This is a genomic window from Microcoleus sp. AS-A8 (genome assembly GCA_039962225.1).
Lineage (GTDB): Bacteria > Cyanobacteriota > Cyanobacteriia > Cyanobacteriales > Coleofasciculaceae > Allocoleopsis.
The window spans coordinates 269,253-290,487 of sequence record JAMPKV010000004.1 but is presented as its reverse complement, the minus strand read 5'-3'; the positions used below and the strand labels follow the sequence as shown (position 1 = coordinate 290,487).

17 protein-coding genes and 1 pseudogene are annotated in these 21,235 nt (G+C 46.6%); 12 read left to right on the top strand and 6 right to left on the bottom strand.

Features of this window, described 5'->3' with window-relative positions:
- Nucleotide 1 precedes the first annotated feature (1 nt).
- Nucleotides 2-691, top strand: coding sequence for a C40 family peptidase (locus tag NDI48_08570; protein MEP0831262.1), 690 nt, complete (start codon nucleotides 2-4; stop codon nucleotides 689-691).
- A 54-nt stretch (nucleotides 692-745) separates the two neighbouring features.
- Nucleotides 746-1,378 (top strand): Uma2 family endonuclease, encoded by a 633-nt coding sequence (locus NDI48_08565; protein MEP0831261.1) that lies wholly within the window; start codon nucleotides 746-748, stop codon nucleotides 1,376-1,378.
- Between the two features lie 47 nt (nucleotides 1,379-1,425).
- On the opposite strand, the gene NDI48_08560 is transcribed toward NDI48_08565, so the two are convergent.
- On the bottom strand, nucleotides 1,426-1,680 hold the full coding sequence (locus NDI48_08560; GenBank protein MEP0831260.1) for a hypothetical protein: 255 nt from the start codon (nucleotides 1,678-1,680) through the stop codon (nucleotides 1,426-1,428).
- 204 nt (nucleotides 1,681-1,884) lie between these two features.
- Here NDI48_08560 and NDI48_08555 point away from each other — a divergent pair, with 204 nt between their 5' ends.
- The 6 genes and pseudogenes from NDI48_08555 (at nucleotide 1,885) to NDI48_08530 (ending at nucleotide 6,818) form a co-directional block, all read left to right on the top strand.
- A complete protein-coding gene (locus tag NDI48_08555; protein MEP0831259.1) occupies nucleotides 1,885-2,403 on the top strand; it encodes a leucine-rich repeat domain-containing protein in 519 nt (172 codons plus the stop codon).
- Between the two features lie 292 nt (nucleotides 2,404-2,695).
- Nucleotides 2,696-3,103, top strand: a complete 408-nt coding sequence (locus NDI48_08550) for a fasciclin domain-containing protein (GenBank protein ID MEP0831258.1) — start codon at nucleotides 2,696-2,698, stop codon at nucleotides 3,101-3,103.
- A gap of 251 nt (nucleotides 3,104-3,354) precedes the next feature.
- Entirely contained in the window at nucleotides 3,355-3,927 is a 573-nt protein-coding gene (locus NDI48_08545; protein MEP0831257.1) for a response regulator, read from the top strand.
- Between the two features lie 61 nt (nucleotides 3,928-3,988).
- Nucleotides 3,989-4,948, top strand: a complete 960-nt coding sequence (locus tag NDI48_08540) for an orange carotenoid-binding protein (protein ID MEP0831256.1) — start codon at nucleotides 3,989-3,991, stop codon at nucleotides 4,946-4,948.
- A 147-nt stretch (nucleotides 4,949-5,095) separates the two neighbouring features.
- Complete coding sequence (locus tag NDI48_08535; GenBank protein MEP0831255.1) at nucleotides 5,096-5,305, top strand: hypothetical protein; 210 nt, start codon at nucleotides 5,096-5,098, stop codon at nucleotides 5,303-5,305.
- A gap of 457 nt (nucleotides 5,306-5,762) precedes the next feature.
- Nucleotides 5,763-6,818 (top strand): annotated as a pseudogene (locus tag NDI48_08530) (transposase).
- Between the two features lie 40 nt (nucleotides 6,819-6,858).
- On the opposite strand, the gene NDI48_08525 reads toward NDI48_08530, so the two are convergent.
- Complete coding sequence (locus tag NDI48_08525) at nucleotides 6,859-9,156, bottom strand: NACHT domain-containing NTPase (protein MEP0831254.1); 2,298 nt, start codon at nucleotides 9,154-9,156, stop codon at nucleotides 6,859-6,861.
- 341 nt (nucleotides 9,157-9,497) lie between these two features.
- Between NDI48_08525 and NDI48_08520 the strand changes: the two genes are divergently transcribed.
- Nucleotides 9,498-10,247 (top strand): carbonic anhydrase, encoded by a 750-nt coding sequence (locus tag NDI48_08520; GenBank protein ID MEP0831253.1) that lies wholly within the window; start codon nucleotides 9,498-9,500, stop codon nucleotides 10,245-10,247.
- Nucleotides 10,248-10,666: 419 nt separating this feature from the next.
- Entirely contained in the window at nucleotides 10,667-11,920 is a 1,254-nt protein-coding gene (locus NDI48_08515; protein ID MEP0831252.1) for an MFS transporter, read from the top strand.
- Nucleotides 11,921-12,131: 211 nt separating this feature from the next.
- On the opposite strand, the gene glgA is transcribed toward NDI48_08515, so the two are convergent.
- The 3 genes from glgA to NDI48_08500 all read right to left on the bottom strand — a co-directional run bounded on the left by glgA (nucleotide 12,132) and on the right by NDI48_08500 (nucleotide 15,892).
- Entirely contained in the window at nucleotides 12,132-13,562 is a 1,431-nt protein-coding gene (glgA, locus tag NDI48_08510; GenBank protein ID MEP0831251.1) for a glycogen synthase GlgA, read from the bottom strand.
- A gap of 99 nt (nucleotides 13,563-13,661) precedes the next feature.
- Nucleotides 13,662-14,939: a transposase gene (locus tag NDI48_08505; protein ID MEP0831250.1), complete on the bottom strand. Its 1,278-nt coding sequence runs from the start codon at nucleotides 14,937-14,939 to the stop codon at nucleotides 13,662-13,664.
- Nucleotides 14,940-15,205: 266 nt separating this feature from the next.
- The gene (locus NDI48_08500; GenBank protein MEP0831249.1) at nucleotides 15,206-15,892 is read right to left on the bottom strand and encodes a LuxR C-terminal-related transcriptional regulator; all 687 of its coding nucleotides are present in this window, start codon (nucleotides 15,890-15,892) and stop codon (nucleotides 15,206-15,208) included.
- 92 nt (nucleotides 15,893-15,984) lie between these two features.
- Here NDI48_08500 and NDI48_08495 point away from each other — a divergent pair, with 92 nt between their 5' ends.
- On the top strand, nucleotides 15,985-16,701 hold the full coding sequence (locus NDI48_08495; GenBank protein ID MEP0831248.1) for a heme oxygenase (biliverdin-producing): 717 nt from the start codon (nucleotides 15,985-15,987) through the stop codon (nucleotides 16,699-16,701).
- A gap of 163 nt (nucleotides 16,702-16,864) precedes the next feature.
- Here the strand turns inward: NDI48_08495 and hemC are convergent, their stop codons facing one another.
- Nucleotides 16,865-17,833 carry a hydroxymethylbilane synthase gene (gene hemC / locus NDI48_08490; GenBank protein ID MEP0831247.1) on the bottom strand — a complete coding sequence of 323 codons (969 nt, stop codon included), beginning with the start codon at nucleotides 17,831-17,833 and terminating at the stop codon, nucleotides 16,865-16,867.
- Between the two features lie 780 nt (nucleotides 17,834-18,613).
- On the opposite strand from hemC, the gene NDI48_08485 reads away from it, so the two are divergent.
- On the top strand, nucleotides 18,614-21,229 hold the full coding sequence (locus NDI48_08485) for a transporter substrate-binding protein (protein MEP0831246.1): 2,616 nt from the start codon (nucleotides 18,614-18,616) through the stop codon (nucleotides 21,227-21,229).
- The last annotated feature ends 6 nt before the right edge of the window (nucleotides 21,230-21,235 follow it).

Genomic DNA, 21,235 nt, shown 5'->3' with positions numbered 1-21,235 from the left:
AATGACTCATGACTCCTCGTATCAATCGGATGAGTACCGCTGCCTTGTTAATCTAAACCTGTATGATTCTCCCACCTGCAAGGGTTTGGCAACGCAGGCGGCTGTCGGGCGTCACTTGCAGATTTTGTCAAGCAAGCCTGTCGAGGAGGCGTTGGAGGTACGTTTGTGTGAAGATGGCTATGGTGCTTGGTTGCCTGTGCAGGAACTTGCTGGACTGGAGAAGGCGGAAACGAGGTATCGTGCGATCGGACTTTCTCCAGAGCAAATTCAAGAACGTATTCCTACTATCATTGCCTTTACAAAAGCGGCAATGCAACAACCGAATTACTATCTCTGGGGCGGTACGGTAGGGCCAAACTACGATTGTTCGGGATTGATGCAGGCGGCGTTTGCGGGGTCGGGAATTTGGTTACCGAGGGATTCTTATCAGCAAGCCGATTTTACTCAACCCATTAAGCGTGAAGAATTGCGTCCCGGCGATTTGGTTTTCTTCGCCAAAGCCGAGAAAGTAAACCATGTGGGATTACATTTAGGTGATGGGTATTATATCCATAGTTCGGGTCAACAAACAGGGCGGAATGGAATTGCTGTTGACCAACTCTCGGAAGATGGGGATGAAATAGCGCGATCGTATTTTCGGCAGTTTGTTAGGGCGGGGAGAGTGGTTGCCAGTTATCAGAACAGGGACTAGGTTTTTCTGGTTCTTCTTTCTATTTTTTGTCAGGCATCAACGGAGGAACTACCGATGAGCGTTACCATTCCCATTCGTGCGATTGAACTGACTCCGGGTAGCATGATTAGCATTCATAACTTGTCCTGGCAGGATTTTGAACAACTTCTTGCTGAACTGGGAGAACAACGCAACACCCGCATTGCTTACTACCGAGGAACGCTCGAAATTATGTCTCCTCTAGCATTGCATGAACGTCCGCATCGCATCATTGGTGATATTGTCAAAGCTATCTTGGATGCCCAAGAGCGTGATTGGGAAGATTTTGGTTCAACTACTTTGAAGCAACCCGAAATTGCTGGAGTTGAACCTGATACCTGCCTTTACATCCAGAATGCCAGTTGTGTCCGAGGCTGTACCGACATGGATTTGGCGGTTTATCCACCCCCTGATCTTGCCATTGAGTCTGATGTCACTTCAAAGACTACTCTGGATGCATATCAAGCTTTGCGTGTTCCGGAAGTGTGGATATATAGGAATCGCCAACTCAAGATTTACCTCCTTCAGAATGGTGACTACGCTGAATCATTCGTCAGCGACATCTTTCCCAACCTGCCTATCACTGAAATGATTCCCCAATTGGTGCAAAAAGCGATTGATGAGGGAACCAGTCGGATGCTGCGCGAACTGAAAATACAGATGCGTTGATTTAGAGATGATTAAGCTCTACTCCAATGAGAACGTTAGTAGAATCTTCAGACATCAATTCCATCCCATAATTCAGAAATAGGGAATGTTTGTCCGGCTTTTATTTGGCGAAGAGAATCTTTCAAATCTGCCAGAATTTGCTCGTTAGGTTCCGCTTCATCAACTTGCTCAAGCTCGTCTGCAAGAGCCTGCCACGATTTCAGGAGTTCTTCCCAAACTTCTAGAGGTACTAATACGCCTGTAGTTTTACCCTGAGCATTGGTGACATATTGCATTAGTTCACGAACGTCCGTGAGCGTCATTTCGCTATCCCTACCGCTACTCCGAATATCATAGCAACCGCAATTTGTAAGCGGATGTGCGTAAAACATTGCACAATCTTATCCCCCAACCTCTTAATATGTGTGATCGCTTCGGAGATAACCGTTATAAGTTGGGAAAGCTTAGCAGAGATTGAAGTTATAACTGAGTCTGTAGGGGATTGAGCGAACAAATAGGAGTTGGCGATGGCACGGGATGAGGCATATCAGGAAGCCGAACAGCGCATCGAAGCAGCACGGCAAAAGGGAGCAACGGAACTCGATCTCAGGGAAATGAAACTGACTGAACTGCCAGAGGCAATTGGCTCTCTCACCCAATTGCAAAGGCTTGATCTCTCCTGCAACCAATTGACGGAAGTGCCAGAAGCGATCGCAGCCCTCACCCAGTTGCAAGAGCTTTACCTCCTAGCCAACGAATTGACGGAAGTGCCAGAAGCGATCGCAGCCCTCACCCAGTTGCAAGTGCTTGACCTCTCCGTCAACGAATTGAGGGAAGTGCCAGAAGCGATCGCAGCCCTCACCCAATTGCAAACGCTTAACCTCTGCCACAATTGCTTGACGGAACTGCCAGAGGCGATCGCAGCCCTCACCCAATTGCAAGTGCTTAACCTCTCCCAAAATTGGTTGACGGAAGTGCCAGAAGTGATCGCAGCCCTCACTCAGTTGCAAACGCTTAACCTCTGCCAAAATTTGCATCGTCACTGACCCCAATAACCAAGCGATCGCTTATTGATACGATTACCTCGCAACAAATGCAATCAGCACTAGCAGGGCAACGAATAACTTATTAACGAAAAATTTAAATAAGTTAACCAGCCCAAAGATACATATTTTTAATGATGCAATTTCATATTTTAGTTTTCTTGTAAAAATTTAAATATTAACAGTACAACTTATACAAGTTATACACTCATCAAACGTTGAGTCAAACATGATTTCTAACAGCAGGATGTCATACTAAAGGTTGTTAAGAGATTGCACAAAACTAGGTATAAACATGGCTGATATTGTTGATACTGCCGTTAAGGCTGGTTCTTTCAACACGCTGGTTACTGCAATCAAGGCTGCCGAATTGGTAGATACTCTCAAAGGCGCTGGTCCATTCACCGTCTTTGCACCTACTGATGAGGCGTTTGCTAAGCTTCCAAACGGTACCGTAGACGCCTTGCTGAAGGATATTCCAAAGCTCAAGAAAATCCTGACTTATCATGTCGTCTCAGGTAAGGTAAAGGCGGCTGACTTTAGCTTGACGCAGAAATCAGCAACTACGGTTGAAGGTTCAGAGGTGAAAATTGACGCTTCCAATGGCAGTGTTAAGGTGAATGATGCAACAGTCTCAACACCAGATGTTGATGCTGATAACGGTGTCATCCACATCATTGACACAGTATTGATTCCTGAGTAATTAAATCCATAGATAGCTAATACTATCTATGGGCTAGTAACTCCCTATCCTTACTACTCCACGTTGTAAGAACTCAGATTTGATACTTTCCTTACTTTTCCGGTCGTAGTTAACCAAATAACCCCAGAAATGAAGCAGCACCCTGTCATTGGGTAGGGGAACTTGAAGAAATTAGTCACCTTCTGGTTAACGCCTCTATAGGGTTAGCGTTTTTAGCAGTCGTTACACATGAAATCCTCATAGGAGCTGCTATGTATATAGATCATGGATTTCCGAGTAATATTCCATCCCTCCAAGGGCTGCGAATGCTCGTTGTAGATAACAATATCGATGCCTGCGATTTGATGACGCTGCTGCTAGAACCCTATGGTGTAGAGGTGCGAGTAGCTTTTTTAGCCCAGCAAGCTCTGGAAATATTTGTGCAATGGCAGCCGGATGTCCTCGTGAGCGAAATTGCCTTGCCAAACGAGGATGGCTTTGCCCTGATTCGTCAAGTGAGAACACTCACGGCAGCGCGAGGGAAAGAGACGCTAGCCCTGGCTGTGACAGCCTATGCCGATAAAGACATGGAACAACGTGCTCTCTCGGCTGGGTTTGACAGGTGGTTCACTAAACCCCTGAATTTGGATGAGTTCCTGGGTGTGCTTGACGGTTTAGCAATTTGCCAACAATCCACTTATGCGATAGCGAAGCGCTGCTGCGATAGCGAAGCGGTAGCGACGTTAGGAGCGTCAGCGCAGATCGCTCAACGCATTTTGGGTAATGTCCTTAGACATGACGAGAGCAATCTCGAAAATCAGTTATGTCCGGCAGTTCCAAGCTAGCATCACTACTTTTGAAACACTGCCAACAAATTAACGTAATTTCGTTCTGGAGATTTTGATCATGTCTTTTACTATCGATTCAGCACGCTCTATTTTCCCGAACACTCAAGTTGCTGATGCGGTTCCAGCTACGGTTGAATCATTCAATCAACTCAGTGCTGAAGATCAGTTAGCTTTACTGTGGTTTGCCTATACCGAAATGGGAGTTACCATCACTCCCGCTGCTATGTCGGCAGCTAACATGATCTTTGCAGAAAACACCCTAAATCAAATCAAGCAGATGCCTGCTTTGGAGCAAGCGCAAGTCATGTGCGATTTGGTTAACCAGACTGACACTCCCATCTGCCGTACCTATTCGTCTTTCGGCATGAATGTCAAGTTGGGCTTCTGGTATCAGTTAAGCGAGTGGATGAAACTCTTAATTGTTGCTCCGATTCCAGAAGGCTATAAACTGTCTGCGAAAGCATCCGATGTACTCGAAGCCATCCGTCAGCTTGAAGGAGGACAACAACTGAGCGTGTTACGGGAGATTGTCGTCAACATGGGATATGTCCCAACTGGCGGTACTCAAAAAGTAAAAGAACCTGTAGTTCCACCTCAAGATTTTGCATCCCGAACTAAGGTCAAAATTGAGGGCATCGACAACTTAACAGTGTTGAGCTACATGGAGAACATGAACGCCTTTGACTTTCCTGCGGCTGTAGCTTTGTTTGCTGAAGACGGTGCCTTGCAACCTCCTTTTGAGAAACCGATTGTGGGTCATGAGAACATCCTCATGTATATGCGTGAAGAATGCTACGGACTCAAGCTGATACCAGAGCGGGGGGTATCTGAGGCAGCAGAAGGAGAGTTCACCCAGATTAAAGTGACGGGTAAAGTACACACTCCTTGGTTTGGTGACAGTGTTGGCATCAACCTATCATGGCGGTTCTTGCTCAATCCTCAAGGCAAGATTTTCTTAGTGGCAATTGATGTGCTGGCATCTCCCAAGGAACTGATGAACTTGGGATTGGTTCGGTAGAACGCTCTCATTTGTGCCATGCAGTAGGAACCAAACCTTTCCTAACTGGTTGAGGATTTCAAGAGTGTGTGACATCCGTAGGGTGGGCATTGTCTACCCTACTTATCTCCATGCCTGTAAATTAAGTACTTTGATACACCATTAAAGATGCAGGAATTGATTCCGTTGAACGAGTCTGAGCAGCTAGCCCCGGAACAATGGGTTAAGCTGTACGGTGTTGCTCATGGTCAATGCAGTTATATTGTGACTTGTCAGGTATGGCAGGTAATGGAAATATTTGGCAGCAATAGAAAAAAGTGGCATGAAGATTTCTTTGTCACACCTGTAGAGAAAATAGCCAATAAATCTCTTGCATAAAGAAGGTTATTTGAACCATAAGATTGAGTGATGCGTTTACAGATTATTGTAGAAAATCTAGAAAATCCCGGACAGAATATACAACTTATACGCTGATAAAACGCTGAATTATACATGATTTATAACAGCAAAATGTAATACTAATACTTGTTAAAATAAATGACCAAAGCTTGGTGAAATATATGAGGAATAAAACGTTATTAACGAGTCGCAGTCACCTGGGTATATCGACAACAAGGAGTCAATCGATGATGAATAAGCATCTTTGTCCTTACTGTTCATACGTTTTACTTCGTCATGTGCGTTTTGGAGAACTTTACTGGCGCTGTAGCCACTGCCATCAGGAAATGCATGTTTAGAAAACGAGGCTGAGGGAATCGGGAAAATAAATGAGAGATACATGACGCTCTCGTGAATTGTGTTGTGGCGCTCATACTGATAGCACTGTTATGCTCAGCAATGCAGGACATTAACAAAAGCTAAGACTGAATTCCCAGAACTAGCAACGGTTAATGCTCAGGCATTGCAGTAAGTTCTCAAAAGACTGGAAGCCGCTTTTGTGGACATGAAGCGCAAGGGAATGGGTTTCCCTCGATTTAAGAACAGATACCGAATGCGGTCATTTGTCTATCCGCAACTGGGAAAGGGTCAGCTATTGAAGGGGAATCAAATTAAGCTTCCCCAGCTAGGTTGGTTGGAATATATTAAATCACGGGAAATCCCAGACGGGTTTGTGGTTAAGCAGGCTCGAATTATCCGCAAGGCATCTGGGTATTTCGTGCAGCTATCACTGGAATGTGATGTATCTGTTCCTGATGTTATGCCTCATGGTCATCCGGTTGGGATTGACCTTGGGTTAGATAAGTTTGTCGCAACCTCTGATGGGCTTGTGGTTGATAGACCTCGATTCTTGAACTCGCTGCACCGTAAGCTGAAATTGCTCCAACGCAGACTTAAGCACAAGAAGAAAGGTTCCAATAATCGCCACAAACTCAACAGAAAAATTGCAAAGTTACATCAGCGTATTAGCGACACTCGTTCATATTGGCACTTTAAACTTGCTCATCAGCTATGTGATGACGCTGGGATGATGTTTGTTGAAGACATCGACTTTCGAGTATGGGCAAAGGGTTTGTTTGGAAAACATACCTTAGATGCTGGATTTGGGCAGTTCGTTAATATCCTCAAATGGGTGTGCTGGAAGCGTGGTGTGTATTTTGGTGAAGTCAACAAGGATTACACCTCTCAGGTCTGCCCTCAGTGCGATACCCATACAGGCAAGAAAAAACTTAGCGACAGAGTTCATTCTTGCCTTGAGTGTGGGTACACCACGCATCGCGACGTAGCTGCTGCTCAAATTGTCCGTAATCGCGGAATCTCTGGGGTGGGACGCATCCTGGAGAATAAAGAAAATGCTTGTGGAGACGGTCTGACGGGGACGGGTAACCGTCTAGTTAAGAGTCCAAGAAGCAAGAAGAAGGGTGGAGAGGCGCGACTTCAGTCCGCCTCGTAACATCTTTTAAGAATCCCCCTTCTTTAGATGGGGGAGTACGTCAATGCCATTCTCTCTCCTCAAGTTCTTTCTGCGGCAACAACAAGGCGGCTTCAATTTCCTGCCGCACGGCACCTGTTACTTCACAGTTACTATTGAGGCAATCGATGAGTAACTGATTGGCATCATAGTATCGTTGCAACACTTGCTGCTGCTCAGGGCTGAAGTGCCACTGATGCTGAATATTTCGGTGAAGCGCGATCGCTTTCCTCAACCGCTCACTCCAAGCTACATGGTTGGTTTGCCACCATTCCTGAAACTTTTCTCTATCCCGTTTTGAGTCAGGAAGTTGGTCTTGGAGTTGTTGCAGGGACTGCTGTAACCCCAGATCCAGAACAATAGTCAGGGCATTACTCAAGGCATCGGCACACGCATAGGCATGGGCAAAATCAGGACTGGAGCCAATAGCGCTCTCCAACACCAAGTTATCCAGTGCGGCATCCAGAAAAATACCTTGGTCAAGGGTGCAGGCAAGGGCAACGTGAGGAGCAATGTGAGGAGTCCGGGCAAGGGCAAAGTAAAAAGCGCGAATTGCAGAGGGCTGGGGAGGAACAGCTTGGGACTTTTGACTCGCCCAGGTTAAAAACTCTTGGAGATAGGGGTCTTGGGCGACTAGCCCATCAACTTGTTGCTTCATCAACTGTACCAGGGAGTCTGCACTCCGCAGCATGGCAGCCGTCAACAAAAAGATTTCGCGCCACCGGGGTTCAGTGATGTGACTCACCAGTCGTTCTAGGGGTTTCTCTAAGGCTTGTAAATTATGACTGGCAACAATTTTCCGGGCAGTGAAGTATTCTTGAAACGCCAAATAAGAGAAGGAAAAAATTCCCCGCACTCGTTCTATCAATAAACCATGTTGTAACTCTATAGCCTTGAGTACCACTTCACTATCGAGTTGCAATTCCTCTGGCTCAGTGGATGCATTGGGTAAATTACGAATATAGTCGCCAATGTGTCCCTCAATGGCATGTTGTTCCAGAAAGTAATGCCCCTGCTCAAACGACACGGCTGCAACCTGACTCAGCAGCTTGAGCTTTTGGGGCAATAAAAACCCCCGGTAAACTTCATCTCTCTGAATCCCCCTGGCTTCATCCCATTTGACCAGGAGAAGGTCTAGACATTGCTTATAAAACTCGCTTTTTTTGGTTGGAAATTTTTCCTGGCGACGGAACACCCAGCAAGCCAGATGCAGAAACAAGGGCGTGACGGCGAGTTTGCGGAATTGCAAGTTTTCAGGTAAGTCCAATTTCTCAATGAACTGAACGGCTGGATCAACGTCATCCTCGGCATTCGTTTTCGTCAATGTGGCAAACCACTTCTGAGCAAAGGCAGCAATTTGCTCTTGGGTAAATGGGGCAATTTCGACATCCGTAAAGCGCCTGAGGGTAAATGTTTGATGTGTTGTTCGGCAGGTGGTGACACATAGATTCTTTTCATAGTTCTCGGAGAATCTGCGGATTTCATTGATGACGGCGTTGCTATCTGATCCGAGTACTTCATCCAGCCCGTCGAGCAACAGCAAGACTCTACCCTCACGCAGCAGGGTTTCAATTACAGAAGGGTCTGAAATTCCAGAGGTAAGAAATTCTGCTCGGATATAGTTTAATAAGCTGCTATGACCTGCCTCTTTAGACTCGTCCGCAAAATCTCTTAAGGTAATAAAAATGGGAACCCGGTTTGTCGCAAATTTGCCTTGGTTGCACTCAATGGCGAGATGTTGCAAAAAAGTGGTTTTACCAGACCCCGGTTTACCCAACACCCTAAGCTTAGAGTAGCTTTCAACTGCCCTCATCCCTGATATTTTTTTCTGGGAAACTTCACCCAAGCCGAAGCGGTCAAATTCTTCTGGCGTAAGGCTTTTTAGGTCAGCTATTTCTAACCACTGTTGGCTTGCGATTTCCTCAACAATATTGACATCGATGTAAATGTCGTCGATCCCAACGGGACGGCTGATATCCAATAGCTGCAAGGTGCCACACTGGTTTTGAATTTTGTCGTGGCGTTGCGCTCGCACCTGTTGTACCAAGGCATCAATCTCTAGACGTGCCTGTTCTCCAGGTTCAGACCCCTCTGCTGGCGGATTTTCCGCAATCTCCCGCCAATTCAGCCCCAAGACAGAGCAAATTTCTTTAAAAGTATCGTGTTCAATCGGACGACCTGAGAAAAATCTCCAAACGGGCTGACGAGTCTTTACGTTCACTTCAAGAGCTAGATTTTCTTGAGTCCAGCCCTTACGGGCAAACGCTCGTTTAGCCTGTTGAATCCCGATGGGTGACGCCTGAAGCGATCGCTTGACCATAATGTAAAAAGCTCATCCTAAAACTGAGAGCTTAAATTTTTATCAAACTTAAGTAAGTCTAGAGCTTTTTTATGATAAAGAATTCCTAGTTATTTAAAATCATACAAAATCCAACAATAGTAATTTTGTACATTACAGTCGTGCGATCGCGCATCTTTCCCTATCCCGCCTCCTCATCCTCAGCTTTCTCACCCTGATAAAGCCTAACCTGTACTCGCTACACAGCCATTCTTCCCAACAGCATCAGTCCCCACTTGGCCAAATTGTTGCAGTTGATGCATAACTCCCTCTGGGTAAGAGTAAAGTTTTTATGGTCAAAAAATTTTACGAGACAACGCTTTATGGATGGAAAAGCCAATCACTCGGAAAAAATACTGGATGACCAGTCACTCATAGAACACAATCTAGACTTAGACCGCGTGTTTCGCACAAACCTGACAATGAGGGAAGTGGCTCAGCTCAAAGCCCCTACGATCCAAACTAGAGAGGAAGCGATTGTTGCTCTCAAGATTGGTAATGCCCGCTTTTTCAGTGGGGAAAGACTCCCTTCTGATTTTTCAGCCATCGACCGTCGCGCCCAACTATTGACGCAGACTCCTTTTGCTGTCGTCCTTGGCTGTTCGGATAGTCGGGTGCCGACGGAAATTATTTACGATCAACGGGCAGGCGATTTATTTGTCATTCGTATTGCCGGTAATGTTGTTGAGGCGGGAACATTAGGAAGTATTGAGTATGCTATCAGGCACTTAAAAACACGGCTAGTGGTCGTGATGGGCCATGAGGGCTGTGGTGCTGTGCAAGCAGCAATGCTAGATGAAGCAGAACGGCGCTTTGAATCGCAACATATCCAATTTCTGCTGGCTCACATTGTGCCATCTGTGAGCCGACTGCCACGGATTCGCGACTCAAAAGCACGGATGCGCGAAGCAGTAATCGCCAATGTTCGCAGCCAAGTACACGAACTTAAGCAAAACCCAGTTGTATTGGAAGCGATGCGAAACAAGGAGATTGCTGTGATTGGTGCTTATTACGAAATCAGCAGTGGTGCCGTTGACTTTTTTGAAACAGAGGAAGACTTATCGCTTGATTAACCTGAGAAGTCTTTGGGTAAGAACTCTCAGGTTAATCAATAGCTAGCTACTTAACCCATCAGGGAGTTAAGTTTTGTAGTGTAGTCAACAAAAAACGATTGTCAACCAGGATCTATGTGACAATTGAGCAAGCGGCATATCCATTAGAAATGTTTTGAGTCTCAATGTCCTGTAAATTTTCCCCACACAGGAGCAATCCTTGTCCTTGGCAGATATGGTTCCCAACGGTAAAACCTTACGACGGGTGAGTTTCCAGACTCGATCTGCTTTTTCTGTTTTAGCTGTTACTAAGTTAGAGTATAAAATTTACACCTGTTCCTTGTCGTAGCCCACAAAAAAAATTGGCTGCTAGACTGGCATCAGCGCTTTTTAACAAGACACACTAAGTAAAGAAATCGATAGCCGACCGAACGATTGCTATGTTTCCAGCGGAACCTCCGGCGAGGACGAGCGGATTTCAAGCCCTGCTCAAGAACCGATCCTTTATGGTGCTGTGGTTTGGTCAGGTAGTATCTCAGGTAGCAGACAAAGTCTTTTTTGTTTTGCTGATCTCCCTGCTCGAAAACTATCAGTCACCACCTGGTTTTGAAAATTCAATGCGGTCTGCCTTAATGATCGCTTTTACACTACCAGCGATTTTGTTTGGCTCAGCGGCAGGAATTTTTGTTGATCGCTTGCCCAAGAAGCAAGTGATGATTGCGGCGGATATCCTGCGGGCAGCACTAATGCTCTTAATTCCCCTATTGCCCAAGCAGTTTTTTATCCTGTTAGTGATTACCTTTTTAATCTCTAGCGTGACGCAATTTTTTGCCCCTGCTGAGCAGGCGGCAATTCCACTGTTGGTGCGACGGGAAAACTTGATGTCAGCCAATGCGCTATTTACTACAACCATGATGGGCTCCTTGATTGTCGGTTTCGCGATCGGAGAGCCAGTATTGAGTCTGGTCAAAACTTGGGCAGGAGAAGATAGTCAAGAATTTTTTGTGGCTGGAGTGTACTTGCTGGCAGCGCTGAGCGGCTTGTTCGTCACCCTTAAAGAAAAGAAACTCAACACCAAGGACTTAGGCATTCACCCCTGGAATGATTTTAAAGAAGGTCTGCGCTATCTGTGGCAAAATCGTCTGGTGAGAAATGCCATGATGCAACTGACCGTTCTATATTCGGTCTTTGCCGCTTTAACCGTGCTGGCCTTTAGCTTGGCAGAACGGATTGGACTCAAGCCAACTCAATTTGGCTTTCTTTTAGCCGCCGCTGGCATCGGCGTAGTCTTTGGGGCTGGGATATTAGGAAACTGGGGCGATCGCTTCCATCATCAGCCCCTTCCCCTGGTTGGTTTTGTGAGTATGGCGTTTGTCTTGGCTGTATTTACCTTTACCAAACATATTGGGTTGGGCTTGGCTCTGAGTGGGTTGTTGGGTTTAGCCGCCTCCTTGATTGGCGTCCCGATGCAAACCGTCATCCATACCGCTACAGAAGAAACCATGCGAGGCAAGGTTTTTGGGTTTCAAAATAATGTGGTGAATATTGCCCTCAGTGTTCCGTTGGCAGTGGCAGGCCCTTTGACTGATCGGCTGGGTTTAGGAGTTGTACTGGTAGGCATGAGCATTGTAGTAGCCGTAGCCGGGATCTGGGCGTGGCGCAACACGCGCAAGGTCTTACAGGACGTAATTTAGTCAACACAGCCAAACCTGTTTGAGCGTGAGTTTTCTTCTATCCGTCCGGCAAGGCGGGCAACGACAGCCACCCATTGAATGGACTCCACAGGTTTAGATCAAAAGGCGATAGGTTGCCATAAAGACGGGGAGAAGTCCAGCAAACTCTGTGTGTTGATCTGTGCTACTGTCTCTCCCAATCTTTTAAGATCTACTAATCACGGCATTGCCACTAGCCAACAATACCCGCTAGTGATTGCTCTGACTGTGCCTGTGTAGGTTCATCTTGAGGCAGTCCCAAGATGTCTTGATACATCCTGATGTACTCAACCGCTGACTTATCCCAGCTAAAGTTTTGCTGCATACCACGCTGCTGTAGAGTCTGCCATTGGTCTTTAAAGCGGAAAGCCTCAGTGGCACGAACCACCGCCGTATAAAAGTCTAACGGCTCATAGCGGTCAAAACAATACCCGGTACCCTTTTGGTTCACAGGGTCGTGGTGAGAGACGGTATCGACAAGACCGCCAGTCCGTCGCACAATGGGGACACAACCGTAACGCATCGCCAGCATTTGGCTAATGCCACAGGGTTCAAAGCGTGAAGGCATCAAAAAGGCATCACAACCTGCATAAATGCGGCGGGAGAGGGCATCGTTATAGAGCAATTGGGCGGACATGCGACCCTTATAACGGGAGGCCATCTGCCACATTTGGGTTTCATAATAGCGCTCGCCTGTTCCTAATAAAATAAACTGACTATCGGTATAGGCGAGGAAGCGATCGAGTACCTGAATCAGCAGGTCAATCCCCTTTTGGTCTACCAACCGTGTCACCATTCCGGTGAGGAAGGTGCCGGAATTCACCTGTAAGCCGATTTCTTCTTGTAGGGCAATTTTGTTGGCACGGCGTTGTTCAATGGTATCCGCCGTAAATTTTTCTGGGATGTATTTATCTGTCTCTGGATTGTAGCTTTCGGTGTCAATGCCGTTGACAATACCAACGATCTTGCCACTAATGAAAGACATCAATCCTTCTAAAGTTTCACCATATTCAGCAGTTTTGATTTGCTCCGCATAGGTGGGGGAAACCACACTCACGCGGTCAGCAAATTGAACCGCCGCGGCCATTGTATTATGTCCTTGCATGTACCAAGGACACCAAGTAATCTTATCTAAATACCAGCGCCATGGCCCTTGATAAGCGAGGTTGTGAATCGTGAAGACTGTACTGATATCGGGGTCTTGGTGCATCCACACCGGAATCATCCCCGTGTGCCAGTCGTGGCAGTGGATTAGCTGTGGCTTCCAGTGATTCCAGGCAAACTCAGCGGCACCATTGGCGAATAAAGTAAACCGCCACTCTTCATCCTCTCCACCATAGACGTTACGACCGGAGAAGGCAGGATGCCCAAACAGGTACAACGGAACATCACTACCCGGTAAAACCGTTTCATAGACGGCAAAATCTTGAAACATGGCATATCCCCGCCAGATGGGTTCTGCGGGGATTTTCATCTTATCCGGCAACATACCGTAATACGGCATAAAAATACGCACATCGTGCCCCATCCGCTTCAAGACTTTGGGTAACGCACCCACAACATCCCCCATACCACCGACTTTGGCAATGGGCGCGGCTTCGGCGGCAACAAATAGAATTCTCATGTTGATTTTTTGTGCTTTTGCTTTTCAGCTAGTCATACTTAGTAATACTTTGACATCCTCCTGCACTAAATCAAATAGGTGACGTACTCCCACACTCAATCAAAGATTAGAGTGTGGGCTTCTCCTCCGAGAATTCCCGGATTCGCGTTTTATAGTGAGGCGAACGCCCAACCCCACTTTTTTAATTAGAATTCCAGAGTTAAGGTCACGAGGCATGGACACGCCACAAGAGCATTCATGCCACCTATCGCTCAACTCCTTGGGAACTCTGTTGAGACATATTGCACAATGCTGGGAGGTTCCAGCAGGATTGACCTTTACAACCAACCGCCCAGCTTTTCCAGCTTTGTAGGGCAAAATTTCGTTAAGGAACCCAGCTATCCCAGCATCAGCAAAACTTTTGTTTAAACCCGACTTAGCGGATTGACCATTAGGCAAAAACTTACCCTCTTCATCTTGTTTGGGTCTATTGCGTTTTGCCATATTTGAAACCTTGAGGTCTTCTACGAAGATAACCTCAGCCTTATTCACCAATTCAGCAGCTAGCTCGAAATGCCATTGCTTGCGCTGACGAGCAACCTGTTGATGCAACGCTTCAATCCGGTGATTGAGCTTACGACGTGCCGTAGAACCTTTCTTCCTTAACTCTCGCTTGGCTTGCAGTTTGGCTAGCTTCTGTTCAGCTTGTCGGTAAAACTTAGGAGGCTCTGTCATCATACCGTCAGAGCAAGCGACAAAGTATTCCAGTCCTGCATCAACACCAATACTATTTGCCTCAGTCGGTTCAATGTCGATGATTGGATTGTCCGGGACGGAAGCGTCTTCTAGAGTCAGCGTCACATACCAGCCATCAGCCTTGAGAGTAACTAATGCTCGCTTGATGATAAACCCCTCTGGGATAGGGCGATGTTGGATGAACTTGATTTTCCCCAGCTTGGGAAGTTCAATTCGATTCCCTTGAATACACTCAGGTTTTACCCGTTGATAAGCAAAAGTACGATATCGGTTCTTGCCCTTGAAGCGAGGCTTCCCGCTACGCTTGCCGTTGCTATCTCCCTTGATGAACCGAGCAAAGGCTAAGTCTACTCGCTTCACCATGTCCTGCAAGACATCGGCATGGATATCTTTGTACCATTCTCTCTCTGCCTTGAGAGACACCAGTGAGCGCTTTTGCCCATAGTATTCGGGCTGTTCTCGTGGTTCAGTGATACTGCACACTAACGGACAAGCATTGACAGGGCAGCGGTTCATCTCGAACCAATCAAACCTATCTGCCAACAGCCAGTTGTATTGATGCCGTAGCATATCGAGCCACTTGCTCATGCGACAGCTTTGGTCAGGCTTTGGTAGTAGCTTGAATTGGTAGGCTAGTTTCATGCCATAATTATAGCCAATATCTAGATTAATGCTATATGCAACAGATAAACTTTAGGATTGCAGATAGGGAAAAAGCTCACTTGGAGCGGTACTGTGAGCTTACAGAAAGAACAATTAGTGATGTACTTCGACAATACATTAGGAGTTTGTCTGTCTCCGGGGTATTGAACCCCATCGACAGACCCGCCATTCCTCTCGACACTGACCCTCCGGGTTCAGTGTGAGGCTCCTGGCGGAATTAGCTGAGAAAGCCTCGTTAGGTGGTTTTATAGAACTGGGCGTGAACACAGAACCGATTGAAGCTGTGCTACCAGTTGAGCGCGAGTCGAAACTTCCAGCTTACGGAACATGCGTTTGAGCGCTTGTTTAACAGAATTGGGCTGAATCCAAAGGGCTGCACCAATTTCAATATTGGTCAGTCCTTGGGCAACGAGTTCAGCAATTTCGAGTTCGCGTGGCGTTAGGCGACTGGCTAAGGGGGATGTTAATCGTGTTGGTTGCGTCTGTAGGGTGGCAAATTTTGCTGACAAATGTAAGCATAGAGCGCTGAGGTCAGCAATATCATGGGTATCAAAAGCGGGTGTGCCACTCATGCGGGTAAAGTTAACCGTTCCCACCAGACGCCCCCCACTAACAATTGGGCCGGTCATCACATGTCCGTGGTCATGACGCGGACAAAGCTGCTTCCAGTCTCCTGGGGGTAAGACTAAGCCCTCATGGGCGGGAACATGACGTTCAACCACGTAGCCCAAGACGGGATTATGGGCGACACAAGCTTCAGGAATACTCTGGACTTCAAGTTCAGTCACACGAGAGGGGTCATTGAGGAGATAGATACCCGATCGCTGTACGCCAAAATGTTGACCCACTGTATCCATGATAGCCAGTTGGAGTTCCTGCTCATTCCGAGCACTTGCGATCGCATCAAATAGAGGATGAAGAGAGCGTGCCATCAACTAATTACAACTGTACCCATTTAGGGACTAGGCTCGATTGGGAACCCTTCCTATGATAGTTCTCATAAACAAACGTTGAGAACTTTGGCATGAGCAGCAATTTAGCCACTAAACTGCGTGTCGGCACGAAAAAAGCCCATACGTTTGCCGAGAATGTCGGTTTTGTGAAGTGCTTTTTAAAGGGAGTGGTGGAGAAAAATTCCTACCGGAAGCTGCTGGCTAATTTCTACTTCGTCTATTCCGCGATGGAAGAGGAGATGGAGAAGCGCCGCAACCATCCGATTGTCTCCCAAATTCAATTTCCCCAACTTCACCGCAAGCAGACTCTAGAGCAAGACTTGGCTTACTATTATGGGGCGAACTGGCGGGAGCAAATCCAACTCTCTCCAGCCGGTCAAGCTTATGTGGAACGCATTCGGGAACTCTCCCAAACAGCACCGGAACTGTTAGTTGCTCACTCATACACTCGCTATCTAGGTGATTTATCCGGCGGACAAATTTTCAAAGGCATTGCTCAAACCGCGATGAACTTGCCGGATGGAAAGGGTGTGGCTTTCTATGAGTTTGCAGATATTCCTGATGCGAAGGCATTCAAAGCTGACTATCGTCAAACCTTGGATGAACTGCCCATTGATGAGGCGGGTTGTGAGCGGATTGTGGATGAAGCCAACGCGGCTTTTGCCATGAATGGGAAGATGTACCAAGAATTGGAAGGAAATTTAATTGATGCGATCGGTCGCATGTTGTACAACTCGATAACTCGCCGTCGCACTCGCGGTAGTACTGAATTAGCAACAGCGGAGTAGGTTAGTACCTCATCGCATTAGGGTATGTAGGGGCAGGGTATTTCCATAATTTTGTTGAACCCAACCTCTCGGCTACGACATGAGGGAAATCAGAAAAAACAGAATCCCTCCTGATGAATCATCGGAGGGATTTTTAGAGTATTCTTACCAGAAGTCTAACGCCCTATCCGCGCTGAATTTGAGCAAAGATTTCTTGTAAAATCTCCTGTGCTCCTTGTTGGCGCATCCGCTGAGCGAGTTCATTCCCTATCTGTTCCGCCTCAGTGGCATTGCCCTTCACCGTATCTTTCACCAGTTTTTGTCCATCCACACTAGCGACGATACCCGTTAATGTGAGTTGTTCACCCTCCAGGATAGTATTTACGCCAATGGGTACTTGACAACCGCCTTCAAGTTCACGGAGAAAGGCACGTTCAGCATAGCAGCGCTGAGCCGTTGGGATATGTTCCAGGGCTTTGAGTAGTTGTAAAACTTCCGCATCATCTTCACGACATTCAATGCCCAAGGCACCTTGTCCCACGGCATGAAGGGAGATGTCTGAAGGTAAGATCTGGTGAATGCGATCGCTCATATCCAATCGCTTTAACCCTGCGGCTGCCAAAATTAGGGCATCGTACTCACCCGCATCCAGTTTTGCCAGTCGCGTATTCAAGTTACCCCGAATATCTTTAAAGGCCAGATGGGGAAAGTGATAACGCAGTTGAGCCAACCGCCGCAGTGAAGAAGTTCCAATAACAGCGCCTTCCGGGAGAGTATCAATCTGCTTATCCTGATGCTTGGCGTGAACCACAAGCGCATCAGCCGGGTTTTCTCGTTCCGTCACAGCCCCCAAAACCAACCCTTCAGGCAATCGGGTCGGCAAATCCTTCAGGGAATGCACGGCTAAATCAATCTCATTATGGATCATTCCCACTTCCAGTTCCTTGGTAAACAATCCCTTATCGCCAATTTTGGATAAGGCAACGTCTAGGATTTTGTCCCCTTGGGTACTCATCGTCTGGACTTCAAACTGCCGATCCGGGAAGTGTTTTTGCAGTTGTTCCTGTACCCAATAGGTTTGAACCAGAGCAAGCTGGCTTTTGCGGGAACCAATACGAATAGTGCGAGGAGGGCTACTAACAATAGGGGACATAGAGCGATCGCGTGAATTGGAGCAATGATAGTGACTCGATCTAGCCTACCGCAGTCGGTACTCCTTCAGCCTTTAGATGAGCAAGAAGATGACTGGATTTTGTCGTGAGCTAGTCAAAGCGTCAAGGTCTGTTGCCTGCCCTCAAAAGAGAGGTGAACTACCCCACCTCATAGGAGGATGGGGAATTCCGCAGAATCAGTTAAAGTAGATTAATTCTCCCCATCTCCCCTGATACTCTCCTGACTCTTTTACCTCCATCACGAATTTTGAGATCGAGTAAGGTAGAAGAGTGGGTGCATAGATTTCGGTGCTGCGTTGCTTTTTCCCACAAAGCAAAGCACAAGCTATTTCCTGTGCTTTCTGTAATGAGTCTCTGAGAACCCCCATGACCTTGAGCTGAAGGTTTAACCGTAACCCTCACAGGTAGACTGATCTAGGGTATTAGACGATTAGCGACAAAAATAAGTTAAAGGACGCCTTCACCCATTGAGTGGAGGCTCCTAACTTTTAAAAGCCATATAGGCTGCGGCTCAGGGGCTGATGCAGCGTGGTCTTGTCACCATGAAATTGGGTTTTAATCGCCTGCTCTTGGATTATACAGACTTACAAGGGACACCTCTACCATCATTGCAACAAAAAATTTAGGGCAAAAAGCCCAACCGCATTCCCAGCCAAGTGCGTTGTGTGCTTGTTGCGTTCGGGATCTATGTCAAATCAGCAGCTAAAAACCCAGCTATGTCACATGTGCGAGTTGGCATCTTGCATTCTCTAAGCGGAACCATGGCAATTAGTGAAGCTCCTTTGGTGGATGCAGCACTAATGGCGATCGCAGAGATTAACCAAACTGGAGGAGTCCTGGGTCAGGATATCGAACCTGTGATTGAAGATGCCGCATCTGATTCTAACTTGTTTGCAGCCAAAGCGAGAAAACTCATCCAATCCGATCAAGTCGCTACTATTTTTGGTGGTTGGACTTCTGAGAGTCGCAAAGCCGTCTTGCCAGTGGTGGAAGAACTTAACGCTCTCCTCTGGTATCCCGTCCAGTACGAAGGATTAGAGTGTTCCCAAAACATTTTCTACACCGGCTCTTGTCCAAATCAACAAGTCGAGCCTGCTGTCGCTTGGCTACTCTCTCACAAACGAAAACGCTTCTATCTTCTAGGAAGTAACTCGGTTTTTCCCCACACAGCTAACACAATTATTAAAGCACAGCTCAAACAGCAGAAAGGCACAGTTGTTGGCGAAGAATATGTTTCCTTAGGAGAAAGTAATTTTACAGAAATTATTCATCGAATTCAACAAGCTCAACCTGATGTTGTTTTCAATACACTCAACGGCGACAGCAACATTGCTTTTTATCAGCAGTATCAAGAAGCAGGAATTACATTCCACCAAATTCCCATCCTAGCCGTCAGCATTGCCGAAGCGGAACTGCAAGGAATTGGCAAGGCGGCAGCGGGTCATTATGCTTGTTGGAGTTATTTTCAGAGCCTAGATACTCCCAGAAATCGACAGTTTGTAGAAAACTTTCAACAACGCTACGGCAGCGATCGTGTAACTTCTGCCCCGATTGAAGCTGCCTATACTCAAGTTTATCTTTGGAAACAAGCTGTGGAACAGGCACAATCCTTTGAAGTGGAATGCGTGCGAGTAGCGGCTTATGGTCAGAGTTTTGAAGCTCCAGGTGGATTAGTCCGAATCGAACCCAATCATCATGTAGGCAGAGCCTGCCGTATTGGGAAAATTTTGACCACGGGGCAATTTGACATGATTGATAGCCATAATTACCCAATTCAACCATTGCCTTGGTTAGGAGTTAAACAAGTGAATTTAAAGACCTCTAAAGTTGCACTCGAAATGTTAGTTGAGGTCAGTCGAGAAACTCATCAAACATGGGAGTTAGCTCAAAAAGTTCGTGAATTAGAGGCCGCTAATCTACAGTTAAAACGTGAAGTTACTCAACACCAAAATGTAGAAGTTGTATTGCGGGATTCAGAGGCGCAACTTCATGCTTTATTAACAGCGATCACAGACGTTGTCCTCGTCCTTGATGTACAGGGGCGCTATCTTAAAATTGCACCGACTAATCTGGCACTTCTCCATAAACCCCCTGATGAATTGATTGGCAAGACACTCCATGAGGTTTTTCCTCAAGCTCAAGCCGATACCTTTTTAAGTCGGATTCAAGAATCTCTGGAGACCCAACAGACATTCAATATTGAATACAGTCATCCCACAATCGAGCACAAAGAAGTTTGGTTCGCGGCTAGCATTTCTCCCCTGGACAATGATTCCGTAATCTGGGTAGCGCGTGATATGACCGAACGTAAGCAGGCAGAGGATGCAAGGCACAGCGCTGAGACGCGATATCGCAGTATCTTTGAAAACACTTATGAAGGTCTATTTCAAATGACACCGGATGGGCGTTTGTTGAGTGCAAATCCTGGGTTAGCAAGAATATATGGTTATGAGTCTGCCGAAGAATTAAGGGCGGCTTTAATCTGCCTCAATCAGCAACGCTACGTTGATAAAAACCGTTGGGATACCTTTTTGACACGGATGCAAACTGAAGAACGGGTATGCGATTTTGAGTCTCAGGTGTATCGCCAAGATGGTGAGGTGATTTGGATTTCGGAAAATGCCCACGTTGTTCGCGATACTCAGGGTGAATTGCTTTACTACGAAGGGAGTGTTGTTGATATTACTAAGCGTAAAGTTTGGGAAGAAGCTTTGCGTTATCAACAGGAATGCACGGAAGAATTGCTGCTGAATATTTTACCTTCTCCGATCGCACAACGGCTAAAACGGGCGGAAAGTACGATTGCAGATAACTTTGCCGATGTCACCGTTTTGTTTGCTGACCTCGTTAACTTTACCGAAATTTCGGCTGAAATTCCTCCCACCAGATTAGTGGATTTGCTCAACAAAATCTTTTCTGACTTCGATCAGTTAGCAGAGAAGCACTCTTTAGAGAAGATTAAGACGATTGGAGATGCTTACATGGTTGTGGGGGGACTGCCGACGACTCGTCCTGATCATGCGGAAGCGATCGCAGAAATGGCACTGGATATGCAACAGAAAATCACTCGCTTTAAAGGACTCAATGGCGAACCCTTCCGCCTCCGCATTGGAATTAATACAGGGCCGGTCATCGCCGGAGTCATTGGCACTAAAAAATTCACTTATGACTTGTGGGGCGATACGGTTAATGTGGCGTCTCGCATGGAATCTCATGGGGTTGCTGGATGCATTCAAGTGACGCCTACCACTTACGAGCGATTGAAAGATAAGTATGTGTTTGAGGAGCGAGGGGTAACCCATATTAAGGGTAAAGGAGATATGATCACGTATTGGCTGATGGGAAGAGCTGATCACATGCCCCCCACCATCCAGTAGGATTAG